Origin of the sequence: Brevibacillus sedimenti (genome assembly GCF_020923495.1) — a bacterium.
GTDB classification, from domain to species: Bacteria; Bacillota; Bacilli; order Brevibacillales; family Brevibacillaceae; genus Brevibacillus; species Brevibacillus aydinogluensis.
The window spans coordinates 2998978-3014064 of the sequence record NZ_CP064048.1 but is presented as its reverse complement, the minus strand read 5'-3'; the positions used below and the strand labels follow the sequence as shown (position 1 = coordinate 3014064).

Here is a 15087-nt window from a genome sequence, read left to right as displayed (position 1 = left end):
CCTGGCAGTGTATTCACCTAGCGGCGCATTGGCGCTTGACGCAAGGTCTGTTCCAAACGGAGCAAATCGTCCGGCAGCGGCGATCGCACCTCCATCGGCCGTTCGCCAAACGGGTGGGAAAAGCGCAGGACGGCGGCGTGCAGGGCCTGGCGGCTGATCATGCCGCCCTTTCCGCCGTACAGGGTATCACCAAGCAGGGGATGGCCCAAATGGCTGAGGTGGACGCGAATCTGATGGGTGCGGCCCGTCTCCAGCCGGCACTCCAGCTTGGACGCTTGCGCATACCGCTCCACCACGCGGTAGTGCGTAACCGCCGGATCGCCATTGGATGACACCCGGCGCCGATTGGGATGATGGCGGTCCTTGCCGATCGGTTGGCTGATGGTGCCGCTGTCCTGCTTGACCATTCCGTGCACGAACGCGATGTAGGTGCGCGAAATATTCCGCTCTCGCAACCGTTCGTCCAGGAGGGCCGATGCCAGGGCGTGTTTTGCGTAGAGAACGACCCCGGAGGTGTCCTGGTCCAGCCGGTGGACGTGACGCACCTTGGCTGCCACCCCCGTCCGCGCGAAATGGCCGGCGATCAGATGATCGAGCGTCCTGGTGTGACGCGGCTCCGTGGGATGGAGCAGCAGCCCGGGGGGTTTGTTTGCGACCAGCAAATGGTCGTCTTCGTACAAGATGTCTGCCGGTTCATCAACCGGTGCGAGCCCCAGCGGTTCCGGTCGGCAGAGGCGGAGCCGAATCTCCTGTCCGGCTTTCGCCTCCGCAAGCTGGGCAGCCGGGGTGCCGTCCAGCAAGACCTCCTTGTGCTGAAAGAGCAGATGCACCTGCTTGCGCGGCAGTCTCCACTGCTCCCGGAGCAGCGCCCCTACGGACGCGGCGTCCTCCACGAGATGGCCGACCAGCCACTCCCCGTCTTTTTTCATGTGTATCATGCCGTCGCAACTCCTGGTTGGTATTCCATCCGGTTAGGCCTGCTTCAAGCCCTCGTACACTTCTACTGCGCGGTTCAGGAAGTGTTCGATTTCCTCCCGGCTTTTGCCCAGCTTGCTGACAAAGCGGACCAATTCCTTGCCGTTGGCAAAGGCGATAAAGCTGGGGATGCCGAAGACATCCAGCTTTTGCGACAGTTCCGGCAGGGTGTCGCGGTTGACAGCGACCATGTCCAGCTTGTCCTTGTAGGCTTCCTCAACTTCCGGCATGAACGGATCGATCCGGTGGCAGTCCGAGCACCAGTCCGTGTAAAACTTGACGACTACAGGTTTTTCCGAGGCGATGGCTTGTTCAAATTCTGCTTCGGTCTTGATTTCCTTCATTTCCAATCATCCTTTCTCGGATTTCGTGTGGATTTAGTGTATCACAGCCGCAGATGTTTGTCCCCGAAGGGTTGCACTTGGCTACATCGCGCTCCCCTGCTCCACCAGGGAACGGACAAACAACTCTGCCGGACGGGAGAGCGGCCGGTCTTTGCGGTAAGCGACGACCAGCGTGCGATACGGCCGTCCGGTCAGGCTCACGTAGACGGGCGGTGCCGTCGTGCCCGGTGCCAGGGAAATCATCTTGGGGGCAAACGAAAAGCCCATCCCCGCCGCCACCAGCGACTGCACCGTCTGGATGTTGCTGCTCTCAAAGACGATTCGCGGACGGAATCCGGCCTGTTCGCACAGGCGCAGCGAGATCGTGCGGAAGCCCTGCCCTTCTTTTAGCAGGATAAACGGCTGTCCGGCCAATTCGGCCAGATCTATTTCCTGCCGCTCCGCCAGCGGGTGCTGCGGCGGAACCGCCAGGTAAATCTCCTCGTGAATGGCGGGGATTACCTCCAGCGAGGGATCGGCGATCGGCATCGTCAACAGGCTGACGTCGATTTTTCCCCGGACCAGAAGCTGCTCCAGGTTGCTGGACGTCTCTTCTATTAGTTGCAGTTCGACGCCCGGAAACTGCCTGGTAAAGGCGGGGATGACCCGGGGCAGGACGTACGCGCCCGTAATCGGCAGACTGCCCACCAGAAGTTTACCGCTCTCGCCGACCGCGTAAGCGCGCATCTCCCGCTCCAGGGCTTCCGCCATATCAATCAGCGACTGGGCCACCTGAACGAAGCGCTGCCCCGCGTCCGTCAGCTCCACGTGCTGCGGCAGTCGATGAAACAGGGTTACCCCGAGCAGTTTTTCCAATTTGGCAATCTGCTGACTGAGCGACGGCTGGGCCAGATGGAGCCGGCCCGCCGCCCGGGAAAAGCTGCGCTCTTCCGCCACTGCCAGCACATAACGAATCTGTCGTAATTCCATGAAGACCTCCCGATAGGCAAAAGCTATCCATCTCATAATAATTATATCTTTGAACTATTCCTAATGCCATGATACAACCGTGATAAGAGTTTTGCACGAAGGAGGACGACACATGAAACCCCGCACGATGTTTGAAAAGATCTGGGATGCCCACGTGATTCACGAAGAGCCTGGCAAACCCAGCCTGCTGTACATCGACCTGCACCTGGTCCACGAGGTCACCTCGCCCCAGGCGTTTGAAGGACTCCGCCTGGCCGGGCGCCGCGTTCGCCGTCCCGACCTGACGTTTGCGACGATGGACCACAACGTGCCGACGGCTGATCGATTCAATGTCAAAGACCCGATTTCCCGTCAACAAATGGAGACACTGACGAAAAACTGTGAGGAATTCGGCATTACGCTGGCCGACCTGAACAGCCCCGATCAAGGGATTGTGCACGTAATCGGACCGGAGCTGGGATTGACTCTCCCCGGCAAAACGATCGTCTGCGGTGACAGCCACACCTCCACGCACGGCGCATTTGGCGCTCTAGCCTTCGGGATCGGCACGAGCGAAGTGGAGCACGTGCTGGCTACCCAATGCCTCCAGCAAGCCAAACCGAAGACGCTGGAAGTGCACGTGAAAGGCGAGCTGGGCTTCGGCGTCACCGCCAAAGACTTAATTTTGGCGATCATTGCAAAATTCGGGACAGACTTTGCCACCGGTTACGTAATTGAGTACACCGGTGAGGCTATCCGCAAACTGACGATGGAAGAACGCATGACTGTCTGCAACATGTCGATCGAGGCGGGAGCGCGGGCCGGCCTGATCGCACCGGACGAGACCACGTTCGCCTACCTCAAGGGCAGACGCTACGCGCCGCAAGGGGAAGATTTCCTGCGTGCCGTCGAGCGCTGGAAACAGCTCCGCACCGACCCGGGCGCCACGTACGATCACCGCGTGGAAATTGACGCCAGCGAAATTGCGCCGCAAGTCACCTGGGGAACCAGCCCGGGCATGGGCACCGACATTACCGGCACCGTTCCTGATCCCGATTCGTTCCCGACGGAAGCGCAGCGCAAAGCGGCCAAGGACGCCCTCGCCTACATGGGTCTCACACCGGGCACCCCGATGACCGCGATCAAGATTGACCGCGTCTTTATCGGCTCCTGTACCAACGGCCGGATTGAAGACCTGCGCCGTGCTGCCGAAGTGGCAAAGGGACGCCGCGTCGCCCCGCACGTGCACGCAATGGTGGTTCCCGGTTCGCAAGCTGTAAAGCAGCAGGCGGAACGTGAAGGCCTGCACCTGATCTTCCAGGAGGCCGGCTTCGAATGGCGCGACTCCGGCTGCTCCATGTGTCTGGCGATGAACCCGGACGTGCTTCAGGAAGGCGAACGCTGCGCCTCCACTTCCAATCGCAACTTTGAAGGACGCCAGGGACGCGGCGGACGCACCCATCTGGTCAGCCCGGATATGGCGGCAGCCGCAGCCATCGCCGGCCACTTCGTGGACGTGCGCGAATGTGGAAACGTGAAGGCGTGAACAAGGAGGTCCTGCAATAATGAAACCGTTTGTCGTACACACCGGGATTGCAGCGCCGTTGGACCGCGTCAACGTGGACACCGACGCCATCATTCCCAAGCAGTTTCTCAAACGCATCGAGCGCACCGGATTCGGCCAGTTTCTCTTTTACGAATGGCGTTTCAACGCTGACGGCAGCCCGATCGAATCGTTCGTGCTGAACCAGCCCAAATACGCCGGTGCCACCGTCCTCTTGGCCCGCAACAACTTCGGCTGCGGCTCTTCCCGCGAGCACGCTCCTTGGGCGCTGCTGGACTACGGCTTCCGCGCCATCATCGCGCCGTCGTTTGCCGACATTTTTTACAACAACTGCTTTAAAAACGGCATCCTGCCGATCAAGCTGAGCGAAGACCAGGTGCAGGAGTTGTTCAGCCGTGCCACAACCCGCGACAACTACCAGCTGACGATCGATCTTAAGGAGCAGTTGATTACGGACGGCGCCGGCCTCTCCTATTCGTTCGAGGTGGACGAGTATCGCCGGTACTGCCTGCTCAACGGGTTGGACGACATCGGCATCACCCTGCAATACGAAGATAAAATCGCCGCCTACGAGGCGAAGCGGGAAACGTTTGCGTAAATCCACGCAAACCGGCGAAGGCATGGAGCACTCCGTGCCTTCGCTTTTTCATGTGACCATACCTCCAGCTTTTCCCACCCATCATAGTGCACAGCGGCCGGAAAGTAAAGATGGCCCTTATCGAGCTGTTCCCAAGAGCTGCCCAACGCTGACAACGTCCGCTTCAAACTCGTATCGACAAACCAACGCCGGGGCATGCCCCGGCGTTAATCACTGTTCGCTTTCCACGCTGCTCGTGATCCATTGTCACACTGCATGTTGTTTTTCAACTCTTCGCAGTCCATCTGTCACGCGGTTTCGATGCTGTCCGCAGCCTCCAGGCCGAACGCGCGAATCGCCTGCTCCCGCAGCTTGAACTTCTGGATTTTGCCGGAGGCAGTCATCGGGTATTCGCTGACGAACTGGATGTAGTGCGGAATTTTATACCGGGCAATCTTGCCCTCGCAGTATGTTCGCACCTCTTCCTCTGTCAGCGTCTCCCCTGGTTTCACCTTGATGCAGGCCAGCACTTGTTCGCCGTATTTCGGGTCCGGCACTCCGACTACCTGGACATCCAGCACTTTGGGATGGGTGTAGAGGAATTCCTCGATTTCACGCGGGTAGATGTTTTCTCCGCCGCGAATAATCATGTCTTTCAGCCGGCCGGTGATGCGGAAGTAGCCATCTTCGTCCATCGTCGCCAAATCCCCGGTGTGCAGCCAGCCTTCTTCATCGATGACTTTGGCTGTCTGCTCCGGCATATTGTAGTACCCCTTCATCACAAGATAGCCGCGCGTGCACAGTTCTCCCTGCACACCGGGAGGCACCGTCTCTCCGGTGACGGGATCGATCACCTTCACCTCCACGTCGTCATGGGGCTTGCCCACGGTGGAGACCCGCCGCTCAATGGAGTCATCCGGCCGCGTCTGGGTGATGACCGGTGAGGATTCCGTCTGTCCGTACGCAATCGTGATCTCGCGGATGCCCATTTTCTCCACGACGCTTTTCATCACCTCAATCGGACACGGTGAGCCGGCCATGATCCCGGTGCGCAGTGAACGAAGATCCCGCTCTGCAAACGACGGGTGGTTCAATTCGGCGATAAACATCGTCGGCACGCCGTACAAGGCGGTACAGCGCTCCTCCTCCACGACGGACAAGACCATCCCCGGATCAAAGGTAATCACCGGAACCATCGTGGCTCCGGTCGCCACGCAGGCAAGCGTGCCCATCACACAGCCGAAGCAGTGGAAGAATGGCACCGGAATGCACACCCGGTCCTCCATCCCCAGCCGCTGGCACTCAGCCACCTTGATGGCATTGTTGACGATGTTGTTGTGGGACAGCATGACCCCTTTGGGAAAACCGGTCGTTCCCGATGTGTACTGCACGTTGATGACGTCGTCCGGGTGCAGTTCCCGCTGACGAGCCGCCCGCTCTTCGTCAGGCACGGCTGCGCCGCGTTCCAGCAGATCGCGCCACAAAAACATGCCGGGCTGCCGCTCCTCTCCGATGTAGATGACGTTTTTCAGATGCGGCAGGCGTGCCGACCGCAATTGCCCCGGTTCGCACTCGTCCAGTTCGGGGCAGATTTCCCGGATCATCTCCAGGTAGCTGACGCCCCGGAACGAGTCGATCAACAGCAGCGTGGTGGATTCCGACTGGCGCAGCAGGTATTCCAGCTCGTGAACGCGATAACTGGTGTTGACGGTGACCAGCACGCCTCCGATCTTTGCCGTGGCAAACTGGCTGATCACCCACTCCGGCACGTTGGTGGCCCAGATGGCGATGTGTTCCCCCTTTTGGATACCCAGCGAGAGAAACCCCCGGGCGACCTGGTCGCACACGTCCCGGAACTGTGAAAAGGTGTAGCGCAGGCTCCGCTCCTTATAGACCACGGCCTCTTTGTCAGGAATGCGGCTTGCCGTTTCGTCCAGCAGGTCACCGATCGTAATGGAACGCAACATGGAAAACACCCCTTTTCGTTTTATATGTCTGACTATTCTGTCTCTTGTAATCAATTCGATTTTTCGGCGGAATATTCCTTCCTGTCATACGCCTTTTCTCAACCGTTCTCCTGAGGGAAAGCCGATCCCATGACATCCAGAAAGAAAAAGCGTCCCTTTGTCGGAACGCTTTTTCCTCACTGCACCACGATTCGCTTCACCGCTTCCACCTTGTACGGCAGGTGATTGCTGTAATTCAGCTCAACCCGCAGCTCGTGCTCCCCTTTTGGCAGCTTTTTCAGCAAAAACTCCGGCTGGTAGATCATCCCCTTTGGTTCGCCGTTCAGGTACAGGTGTGCGTGCCCTTGACCGAACACAGCCTGGCTGGCATCACCCGAATCCTCGACAAATTGAAAGTTCTGGGTGAGCAGTTTGACTTCAGCTGTGTCTCCCTCCACCTTGACGTCCAGGTTGAGGGACGGCTTCGCGGCACCGGCCGGCGGATCAGCGGTCAGTGCGGATGCGGGGACGCTCTGATCTCCCGGGCTGTAGGGGTCGGATGCGTGCAGCGGGTCTTTGACCAGCAGGATGATGCCCGCCACCAGCACAATCAGAAAGACGATGCCGCCCAGGATCAGATTGCGCAGACTGATGATAAAGACCTTCATCGCTTACTCTCCCTTTCGCGTATGCTTGTCACCTATTGGTACATGCATACGCGAAGAGAGAAAAAATAGAAGCAAAACTTTTATCGGTAGTTGATAAATTGCACCTCAATCGGCAGGTCGGCCTTGCGGATGGCGGCGATCACCGCCTGCAGATCGTCCTTGCTTTTGCCAGACACCCGAATCTGATCGTCCTGGATCTGCGATTTCACTTTCAAGCCGGTCTCCTTGATGATGCCGGTGATTTTTTTCGCATTGTCCTTGTCGATGCCCTGCACGAGCTTCACCCGCTGGCGGACGGTCCCGCCTGCGGCAGGCTCCACTTTGCCGTAGTCCAGATTTTTGACCGGCACATTCCGTTTGACCAGTTTGCCGATGAGGATGTCTTTGACCTGGCCCAGCTTAAATTCATCGTCGGAGACCAGCACGATCTCCTCTTTCTCCAACGTGATGCTGCTCTTGCTGCCTTTGAAGTCAAAGCGGTTTTCAATTTCCTTGACAGCCGTGTGGATGGCGTTGGTCACCTCAGCCAGATCCACTTTGGATACGATGTCAAACGAACTTTCCTTGCTCATGCCTGCTCCCCTTCACCTGCATTTTCCATCCATTATAGCACAGCGATGGTCAGATTGCCTTGACCAGGCCGCCGTCGACAAGTAACGCCTGTCCTGTCACGTAGCTGTTGGCAGGGGAGGCCAGGAAGGTGACGACACGGGCGAACTCATCCGGTTGGCCGTAACGTCCCAGCGGAATCGCAGCCTCCGCCAGTCGTTTCACCTCGCCAACGTCTACCTGGAGCTGCTCCGCCCGCAACTTGTCCAGCGAAGCGACTCGATCCGTCGCAATGCGTCCGGGGCCGACCGTGTTGATGAGAATCCCGTCCGGGCCGAGCTCCACGGCCAGGCTTTTCGCCAGCCCGACAATCCCGGTGCGGAAGGTGTTGGACAGAATCAGGTTTTCCAGCGGCTGTTTGAACGACGAGGAAGCAAAATTGACGATGCGGCCGAACTGCTGCTTGCGCATGTGCGGCAGCACCGCGCGAATCGCCCGCACGAAGCTAAGCAGGTTCAATTCAAAAGCGGCGATCCACTGCTCGTCGGTCAGCTGATCAAAGGTGCCCGCTGCCGGACCGCCTGCGTTGTTGATCAAAATGTCCACACGGCCGAAGCGGGCGGCCGTCTCATCCACCAGCTTCTGGATGTCTTCGGCTTTGGTCACATCCACCAGCATCGCCAGCGGTTCTTTCCCTGTCTTGTCGATGATTTCCGCCCGAGTGGCGGCCAAAGCAGCTTCGTCACGGCCGCAGATGGCGACGTTCGCCCCCTCCGCCGCGAGCGACAGCGCCGTCGCTTTTCCCAGTCCTTTTGTCGAAGCCAGCACGATGGCCACTCTTCCCTGCAATTGCAGATCCATGTCAATTCTCCTTTCAGCTTTCGCAATGTTCTGGGATTTCATGTATGCCTTCATTCTACAGAAAAATCTGACCAATGCAAGCAAAAGGGAAGAGGCCGGACACTTTCCGGCCTCCTGGGTTGGCTAGGTGCAGGCGGCAGCCGTGGGCATGTGGATGCCAGCAGCAAGGGTCCCGGCTGGAACCCTTGCATTGCTTGCTGCCAACCGGTGCTGCTTACAGTTCGGTGGCAGGCATCTTGTTTTTCGCCTGCTGTTTGGCGAGCCGTTTGGCGTGACGGGCTGCTTTGCGGGCCAGTCGACGTTCCTTGACGCTTTCAAACAGGGAGTACAGGACCGGCACCAGGACCAGAGTGACCAATGTGTGGAAAATCAGGCCGGAAATGACGGCGGTTGCCAGCGGCGCTTCCAGATCAGACCCTTCGGCGAAAGCCAACGCCATCGGCAGCATGCCGAGAATCGCGGTCAGTTTGGTCATGATCACGGGCCGCACGCGGTCTTTCGTCCCCTGGAGAATTGCCTCCGTCAGCTCCATGCCGCGGCTGCGCAGCAGGTTGATGCGGTCGATCAGGAGAATGGCGTTGGAGACGGCGATCCCCACCAGCATGATGATGCCGATCATCGCCATTTCGCCGAGAATCCGCTGCGTCAGCACAAACCCGAGGATGACGCCGACCAGCGCCATCGGAATCGTCAGCATGATCAACAGCGGCTGGGACAGACGCCCAAACTGCGTCACCATGATGACGTAAATCAAGGCGATGACGCCCAGAAAGACGAAGAATCCCTGCGTCATGTTGGCGCTCTGCTCTTTCAATTTGCCGGCGATCTCCACCTTGTACCCGGCCGGGACAGCAAGCGCAGGCAGTTTATTCGCCACCTGGCGACCCACCGTTCCCAAATCGCTGCCCAGCAGTTCGGCGGACACGGTAACCATCCGCTCTCCCTTTTCACGGGCGATGGTGACCGGCGACTTGCTGTGCCGCCACTCCACCAGTTCGGAGAGCGGCACCTGCTCACCTGTATTGGAACTGATCATGATTTGCCGCAATTGCTCCGGATGCTTCAGCCAATTGTCCGGCATTTTGGCGACCACATTTACCTCAATCCCGTCGCTCGTGATCGTCGTGACCGGCTGTTCCCCGATCATCATGCTGATCTGCTGCATCAGGGAGCGGGCATCCACCTGCATCCGGGCGAGCGCTTCCTGCTTGGGAATCAAGGTGATTTTCTCCTTGCCCTCCTTGAAATTGTTGCGGATGTTGGTCACGCCCGGGATCGTTGCCAGCATGGCTTCCACGTCGCCGGCGAGCTGACGCATTTTCTCCAGGTCATCACCGACGATATCCAGCTGGACAGGTGGCTCATTTCCCTGGCCGCCAAATGCGGTCGTGATGCTCTCAATGCCGGGAATCGCCTTGAGCCGGTCGTTGATGTCCTGGGTCAGCGCTTCCTTGTCGCGCTCCCGTTCCTTCTTCGGCTTCAGGGAGATGAACAGTTCCGTCTTCTCTTTGTTCCCGAAGAAAAAGACGTCTTTTACTTCCGGGATTTGCCGCAAAGATGCTTCCGCCGCAATGCCCGCACGCTGCGCATCTTCCAGACTGGACCCGGTCGACATGGTCATCGATGCGAACACCAGGTTTTCGTTCGTGTCAATGCTCTGCCCCATTTTGACAAAAGGCAAAAGGAACGTGGAGCTGACAAAGATGACAATGGCGAGGATGACCGTTTTCACCCTGTGGCGCAAAGCCACCTGCAGCAGTCGGTTGAACCACAGCACGATCGCGTGGTCTTTTCCTTGTCCCTCCAGTGACACGTTCTTGTCCTTGCTGAGAAATCTGTCGGAAAAAACCGGGACGAAGAAAAATGCAGCAATGGTCGACGCCACAATCGCCGACGTGACCGTGAAGGCGATCGTCTGCAGAATCGGTTTCATCCAGTCTTCAAAGTCGGCAAAGACCAGCGGCAGAAAGACGATGATAATCGTCAACTGCGAAGTGAACACCGGGGTCAGCACTTCCCGCGTTCCTTTCACAATCGCCTGCTGCAGCGGCTCTCCTTTTTCCCGGAACTGATAAATGCTCTCCAGAACGACAATCGCCGCGTCGACGATCAGGCCAACCGAGAGGGAAAGTGACAGCAGGCTCACCATGTCGATGTTGTACCCGCCCCATTTCATCGCGATAAACGTCATCAAGGCGGACATCGGCAGCGTCGTGGCGATGACCAGTGTCACACGCCAGTTGCGCAGGAAGACAAACAGGATGATGATCGCCAGCGCCCCGCCGAGCAATACGTCCCGGCTGAGGTTGCTCACGGCGTGCTCAATGTAGGAGGCGGCCTCAAACATCACCTTGAGCTCGTAGCGTCCGTCGGCTTCGGCGTTGATCTGCTTCACGACCTCCTCCACGTTGCGTTGAAGTGTGATCAGATCGTGCCCTTCTGCACGCTTGACGCTGAGGTGGACAAAAATATTGCCGTTTGTCAGCGCGATCGAATCTTTAACCTTGCCGCGCAAATCTTCAACGGTGGCCAACTGGTCCAGGGTCACCGTCCCTTCCGGCGTGTCGATGTTCAATCGGTTGATCTCCTGGACGGTCGTGTACGTGTTGTCGATCATGATGACGGTGTCAAATCCGGGATTCTCCAGCATGCCGACAGCTTGTTTCCAGTTGGTCGCCTGGAGCTGCTCCATCACTGATGCGGTCGTCGTGCGGTAGGCGGCCAGCCGTTCCGGCCGCAGCGTGATGGCGATCTGATTCGCAAAACTGCGATCCGACACTTCCACTTCCTTGACCCCGGGGACGGATTCGATCCGGTCTTTGATCGCAGTTTTCGCCAAGTTGAGCATCGATTGCGGGTCCGCCCCCACCAGGGCATAGTCAATCAGGGCGTCGTCCCCGAAATTGGCCTGGGTGACGTTAACCGTGTCAACCGCCTTGGGGAATGAGTTGCGCAGGCGGCTCACCACGTTTTGCACTTCCTGCCTTACTTTGTCCCCTTTGCCTTCTTCGGCGATCACCGTGATGTTGACATTCCCGGTGGTGGTTGTGGACGTGTACTCTTTCACGTCAGGGATCGACTTGATCTCCTGTTCGATTTTCCTGGTGACCTTTTCTTCCATCTCCTCGGGCGGAAGCGATCCGCCGGAGACGTCGACGCTAATCCACGGGAAGTTTGTCTTGGGAACCAGTTCCACTTGAAAGCTGAACAGCGAGCCGAACCCGGCGATGACGATGACAAACGTGACCAGAAATACAATGAGGCGTCGCTTCAGCAGAAAGAGAATCGTCTTTTCCATGCGTTATTCCCCTTTCGCCTCCACTTTTTGCCCCTCAACGTAGAAGGTAATGCCGGCGCGCAGCAGTTGGTCGCCCGGTTTGACACCGGAAACGATTTCGATCTGATCGCCTACCAGTTGTCCCGTTTTGACTTCCCGCTTGATGATCACGCCGTTTTCCACCGCCATCACATAGTGCGTGGATTCACTCACGCCGACGCTTTCCAACGGTACGAGAAAACCGTTGATTGTACGCGGGATCTCCACTGTGGCCACCATTCCCCCGCGCCATATGCCTTTCGGATTGGGGACGGTCACTTCCACCCGAAACTTCCCGGTCTGCTTGTCGACCACCGGCGAGACGTAGGTGACGGTTCCCTCGTTCTTCTGGCCGTCTTCGCCAATGACCTGGACCTTGGCCTTCTCGCGGAACTGGTTGATTAGCTCATTGGTGACGTCCAGTGTCACTTTTACCTCCGACAAATCGACCAGATGGATGATGGATTCGCCCGGATTGGCCAATTCGCCCACCTGCTTGGAGACCTCCACCACCGTACCAGCGAACGGGGCGATGATTTTGGTGTCGTTCAGCGTCTTTTTCGCCCGCTCCACTTGACCCGCCGCCTGTTTCAGCGAAGCGTTGGCCATGGCGATGTCTTCAGGCTGAGCTCCCTTGAGCAGTTCGTCGAGGGTCAGCTTGGCGTTGTTCACGGCTAATTGCGCCTGGTCCAAGGCCCATTTCCGGTCGTTCCATTCGCTTTTGGAAATGGCACCGCCTTCGAACAGCTTTTGGCCTTGCTCATACTCCTGCTTGGCCTTCTCCAGCTGGTTCTGGGCGCTTTGCAGTTGCAAACGCTGCTGTTGAATCGCTTCTTCCGTCGCACCCTTCAACGTCTTGCTCTTGCGGGCCGCCGCTTCTTCCACCTGGCTTGCCGCCGCCTCCACTTCCTTCTGGTAGTAGCTGGCATCAAGCGAAGCCAGAAGCTGACCCTGGGCGATCTTCGCTCCTTTCGTCGCATGGATGGCCGCAACCGTGCCTCCCGTGCCAAACTGCAGGATGGCATCCCGCTTGGCTTCCACGATGCCGGTCACGGACAGCATGACGGGGTGATCCGGTTTCTTTACCGTCAACACCTGGACGACTTTGGCTTTGGCGGGCTGCTCTTCCGGCGGTTGAGCTGCCCCTGGTCCGCAGCCTGCGGTGATGACCAGCAGAGAAGCAAGAAAAATGGATGCGCGTTTGTTCACAATAATTCCCCCAAGTCTGTTACAGTCATTTCCAAGGAACATTGTGCCAGGGGCCCCATATTATTCGAAACCGTCAACAGGTGGAACTTTTTCTCCTCCTCAAGACGGAGCCAACCCCGACAATGTCCCCAGAAGGGTAATACGTCGCGGATGGAAAATGATTACATCATTATTAAAAAAAGTTGGAACAAATTCGCGCTGCAGCAAAAAAACCGGGACACGCTGTCCCGGTTTTGCACATTCGTTTAGTTTGCTCCCGCCAATTGTTCCATCTCCGTGAGCATCTCGGCAAAGACGCTCAGCGCCTCGCGGATCGGCTGCGGCGAGGTCATGTCGACGCCCGCTTTTTTCAGCAGATTGAGCGGGTAGTCGGAGCTGCCGCTCTTCAAGAACTGCAGGTACCGCTCCACCGCCGGCTGTCCTTCTTCGAGAATTTGTTTGGCCAGCGATGTGGCCGCAGAGAACCCTGTGGCGTATTTGTAGACGTAGAAGTTGCGATAGAAGTGGGGAACGCGCGCCCACTCCAGATCAATCTGGCTGTCCACGACCATCTCCGGCCCGTGGTAAGCCACATTCAGCTCGCGGTAGATTTCGCTCAGGCTGTCGGCCGTGAGCGGTTCATCCTGTTCCGCCTTGGCGTGCACGGTTTTCTCAAACTCGGCAAACATGGTCTGGCGGAAGACAGTGGTGCGGAACTGCTCCAGATAGTAGTTGATCAGGTACATCCGCTGTTTTTTGTCCGTGGTCGTCTGCAACAGGTGGTGCATCAGCAGCGCCTCGTTCAGCGTAGAGGCCACCTCGGCGACGAAGATCTTGTAGTCGGCGTAGGTGTACGGCTGCGTCTGATTGGAGTAGTAGCTGTGCAGGGCGTGCCCCATCTCGTGCGCCAGGGTAAACATGTTGTTGACGTTGTCCTGGTAGTTCATCAGCACATACGGATGTGTCGTGTACGCTCCCCAGGAGTACGCGCCGCTGGTTTTGCCCTGGTTTTCGTATACATCGATCCAGCCGCCGGCAAATCCTTCGGCGAGGACGCGGCCGTAGTCCTCTCCCAGCGGCCGCAGCGCTTCCTTGATCGTCTCCACTGCCTGCTGGTAGGGAATCTTCATCTCCACTTCCGGCACGATCGGCACGTAGAGATCGTACATGTGCAGTTCGTCCACACCCAGCATCTTTTTGCGCAGCGCGATGTAGCGGTGCATCAGCGGCAGGTGCTCACGGATGGTGGCGATCAGGTTGTCGTACACCGAAATGTCGACGTTGTCCGCAAACAGGGCGGCGTACAGGGCGGACGGGTATTTGCGGGTGCGGGCGTAGAACACGTCCGCCTTGACCGCAGATGTGAGCGAGGCGGCAATCGTGTTGCGGTGCTTGTCGTACGTGGCGTACAGCGCCTCGAACGCTTCCTTGCGCACACGGCGGTCCTTGCACTCCATGAACTGGACGTAACGCCCTTTGGTCAGTTCCACTTCTTCGCCGTTTTCATCGGTGATCATCGGGAATTTGATGTCGGCGTTGTTCAGCATCCCGTAAATTTTGGACGGCGCCGAAGCAATCTCGCTGACATTGGCCAGGATCGCCTCCTCCTCGGCCGACAGCGTATGCGGCTTGAAGCGGGTGATTTCGTCCAGCAGGATGCGGTAATGATCCAGTCCCGGCACCTGATTGATCCACGCTTCCAACTGCTCGGTCGGGATCGCCAGAATCTCCGGTTGTATGTACGAAATCGCTCCGTATACCTGCGTGCTGAGGGCGGTCGCCCGGTCGGTCAATGCCTGGTAGGTGCTGTTGGTGTTGTCTTCGTCACGCCGCATGCGGGCGTACACGTACACCTGGTCGAGCGTCATCAGCAGTTCGTCCTGCAGTTTCAGAACGTCCAGCAGTTGTTGGCCGCCCTGCGACAGCGTGCCTTTCTTGGCTGCGATCTGCTCAGCCATCTCCTTTACTTTGCGGACGTCGTTCTCCCAGTCAGCGTCGCTTTTGTAGATGTCTTCCAGCCGCCACTTGTACTCAGCCGGAATCTCGCTTCGCTTCGGCAGGGTTTTGCTATTGTTCACCGCGATCACTCCCTTGTATTTTCTCTCCTTGGGGAACCCTTCCATAAGTGTATGGTAGCGCATTCTACCATTC

The 15087-nt window shown here is 58.0% G+C and carries 12 protein-coding genes; 2 read left to right on the top strand and 10 right to left on the bottom strand.

Annotation, left to right across the window (positions count from 1 at the left end; translation table 11 throughout):
* Positions 1 to 17 precede the first annotated feature (17 nt).
* The 3 genes from IRT44_RS14830 to IRT44_RS14820 all read right to left on the bottom strand — a co-directional run bounded on the left by IRT44_RS14830 (position 18) and on the right by IRT44_RS14820 (position 2288).
* Positions 18 to 938, bottom strand: coding sequence for an RluA family pseudouridine synthase (locus IRT44_RS14830; protein WP_212131992.1), 921 nt, complete (start codon positions 936 to 938; stop codon positions 18 to 20).
* A gap of 33 nt (positions 939 to 971) precedes the next feature.
* On the bottom strand, positions 972 to 1319 hold the full coding sequence (locus tag IRT44_RS14825) for a thioredoxin family protein (RefSeq protein ID WP_230076903.1): 348 nt from the start codon (positions 1317 to 1319) through the stop codon (positions 972 to 974).
* 81 nt (positions 1320 to 1400) lie between these two features.
* Positions 1401 to 2288 carry a LysR family transcriptional regulator gene (locus tag IRT44_RS14820; protein ID WP_230076902.1) on the bottom strand — a complete coding sequence of 296 codons (888 nt, stop codon included), beginning with the start codon at positions 2286 to 2288 and terminating at the stop codon, positions 1401 to 1403.
* Between the two features lie 112 nt (positions 2289 to 2400).
* On the opposite strand from IRT44_RS14820, the gene leuC reads away from it, so the two are divergent.
* Positions 2401 to 3813: a 3-isopropylmalate dehydratase large subunit gene (leuC, locus tag IRT44_RS14815; RefSeq protein WP_230076901.1), complete on the top strand. Its 1413-nt coding sequence runs from the start codon at positions 2401 to 2403 to the stop codon at positions 3811 to 3813.
* Positions 3814 to 3832: 19 nt separating this feature from the next.
* The gene (leuD, locus tag IRT44_RS14810; RefSeq protein WP_171564918.1) at positions 3833 to 4429 is read left to right on the top strand and encodes a 3-isopropylmalate dehydratase small subunit; all 597 of its coding nucleotides are present in this window, start codon (positions 3833 to 3835) and stop codon (positions 4427 to 4429) included.
* 287 nt (positions 4430 to 4716) lie between these two features.
* On the opposite strand, the gene IRT44_RS14805 is transcribed toward leuD, so the two are convergent.
* The 7 genes from IRT44_RS14805 to pepF all read right to left on the bottom strand — a co-directional run bounded on the left by IRT44_RS14805 (position 4717) and on the right by pepF (position 15014).
* The gene (locus IRT44_RS14805) at positions 4717 to 6375 is read right to left on the bottom strand and encodes an AMP-binding protein (RefSeq protein WP_230076900.1); all 1659 of its coding nucleotides are present in this window, start codon (positions 6373 to 6375) and stop codon (positions 4717 to 4719) included.
* 176 nt (positions 6376 to 6551) lie between these two features.
* Complete coding sequence (locus IRT44_RS14800; RefSeq protein ID WP_171564920.1) at positions 6552 to 7022, bottom strand: hypothetical protein; 471 nt, start codon at positions 7020 to 7022, stop codon at positions 6552 to 6554.
* A gap of 80 nt (positions 7023 to 7102) precedes the next feature.
* Positions 7103 to 7594, bottom strand: a complete 492-nt coding sequence (locus tag IRT44_RS14795; RefSeq protein WP_171564921.1) for a YajQ family cyclic di-GMP-binding protein — start codon at positions 7592 to 7594, stop codon at positions 7103 to 7105.
* Positions 7595 to 7643: 49 nt separating this feature from the next.
* On the bottom strand, positions 7644 to 8432 hold the full coding sequence (locus IRT44_RS14790; protein WP_171564922.1) for an SDR family oxidoreductase: 789 nt from the start codon (positions 8430 to 8432) through the stop codon (positions 7644 to 7646).
* 214 nt (positions 8433 to 8646) lie between these two features.
* Positions 8647 to 11730, bottom strand: a complete 3084-nt coding sequence (locus IRT44_RS14785; protein WP_212131993.1) for an efflux RND transporter permease subunit — start codon at positions 11728 to 11730, stop codon at positions 8647 to 8649.
* A gap of 3 nt (positions 11731 to 11733) precedes the next feature.
* On the bottom strand, positions 11734 to 12957 hold the full coding sequence (locus IRT44_RS14780) for an efflux RND transporter periplasmic adaptor subunit (protein ID WP_212131994.1): 1224 nt from the start codon (positions 12955 to 12957) through the stop codon (positions 11734 to 11736).
* Between the two features lie 245 nt (positions 12958 to 13202).
* A complete protein-coding gene (pepF, locus tag IRT44_RS14775) occupies positions 13203 to 15014 on the bottom strand; it encodes an oligoendopeptidase F (protein ID WP_171564925.1) in 1812 nt (603 codons plus the stop codon).
* Between the last annotated feature and the right edge of the window lie 73 nt (positions 15015 to 15087).

Excerpts from the sequence above, each read along its gene's own strand:
- IRT44_RS14805 (WP_230076900.1), bottom strand. The coding sequence starts at position 6,375 with ATGTTGCGTTCCATTACGATCGGTGACCTGCTGGACGAAACGGCAAGC.
- IRT44_RS14785 (WP_212131993.1), bottom strand. The coding sequence starts at position 11,730 with ATGGAAAAGACGATTCTCTTTCTGCTGAAGCGACGCCTCATTGTATTT.
- IRT44_RS14820 (WP_230076902.1), bottom strand. The coding sequence starts at position 2,288 with ATGGAATTACGACAGATTCGTTATGTGCTGGCAGTGGCGGAAGAGCGC.
- IRT44_RS14825 (WP_230076903.1), bottom strand. The coding sequence starts at position 1,319 with ATGAAGGAAATCAAGACCGAAGCAGAATTTGAACAAGCCATCGCCTCG.
- IRT44_RS14790 (WP_171564922.1), bottom strand. The coding sequence starts at position 8,432 with ATGGATCTGCAATTGCAGGGAAGAGTGGCCATCGTGCTGGCTTCGACA.
- leuC (WP_230076901.1), top strand. The coding sequence starts at position 2,401 with ATGAAACCCCGCACGATGTTTGAAAAGATCTGGGATGCCCACGTGATT.
- IRT44_RS14800 (WP_171564920.1), bottom strand. The coding sequence starts at position 7,022 with ATGAAGGTCTTTATCATCAGTCTGCGCAATCTGATCCTGGGCGGCATC.
- IRT44_RS14795 (WP_171564921.1), bottom strand. The coding sequence starts at position 7,594 with ATGAGCAAGGAAAGTTCGTTTGACATCGTATCCAAAGTGGATCTGGCT.
- leuD (WP_171564918.1), top strand. The coding sequence starts at position 3,833 with ATGAAACCGTTTGTCGTACACACCGGGATTGCAGCGCCGTTGGACCGC.
- IRT44_RS14830 (WP_212131992.1), bottom strand. The coding sequence starts at position 938 with ATGATACACATGAAAAAAGACGGGGAGTGGCTGGTCGGCCATCTCGTG.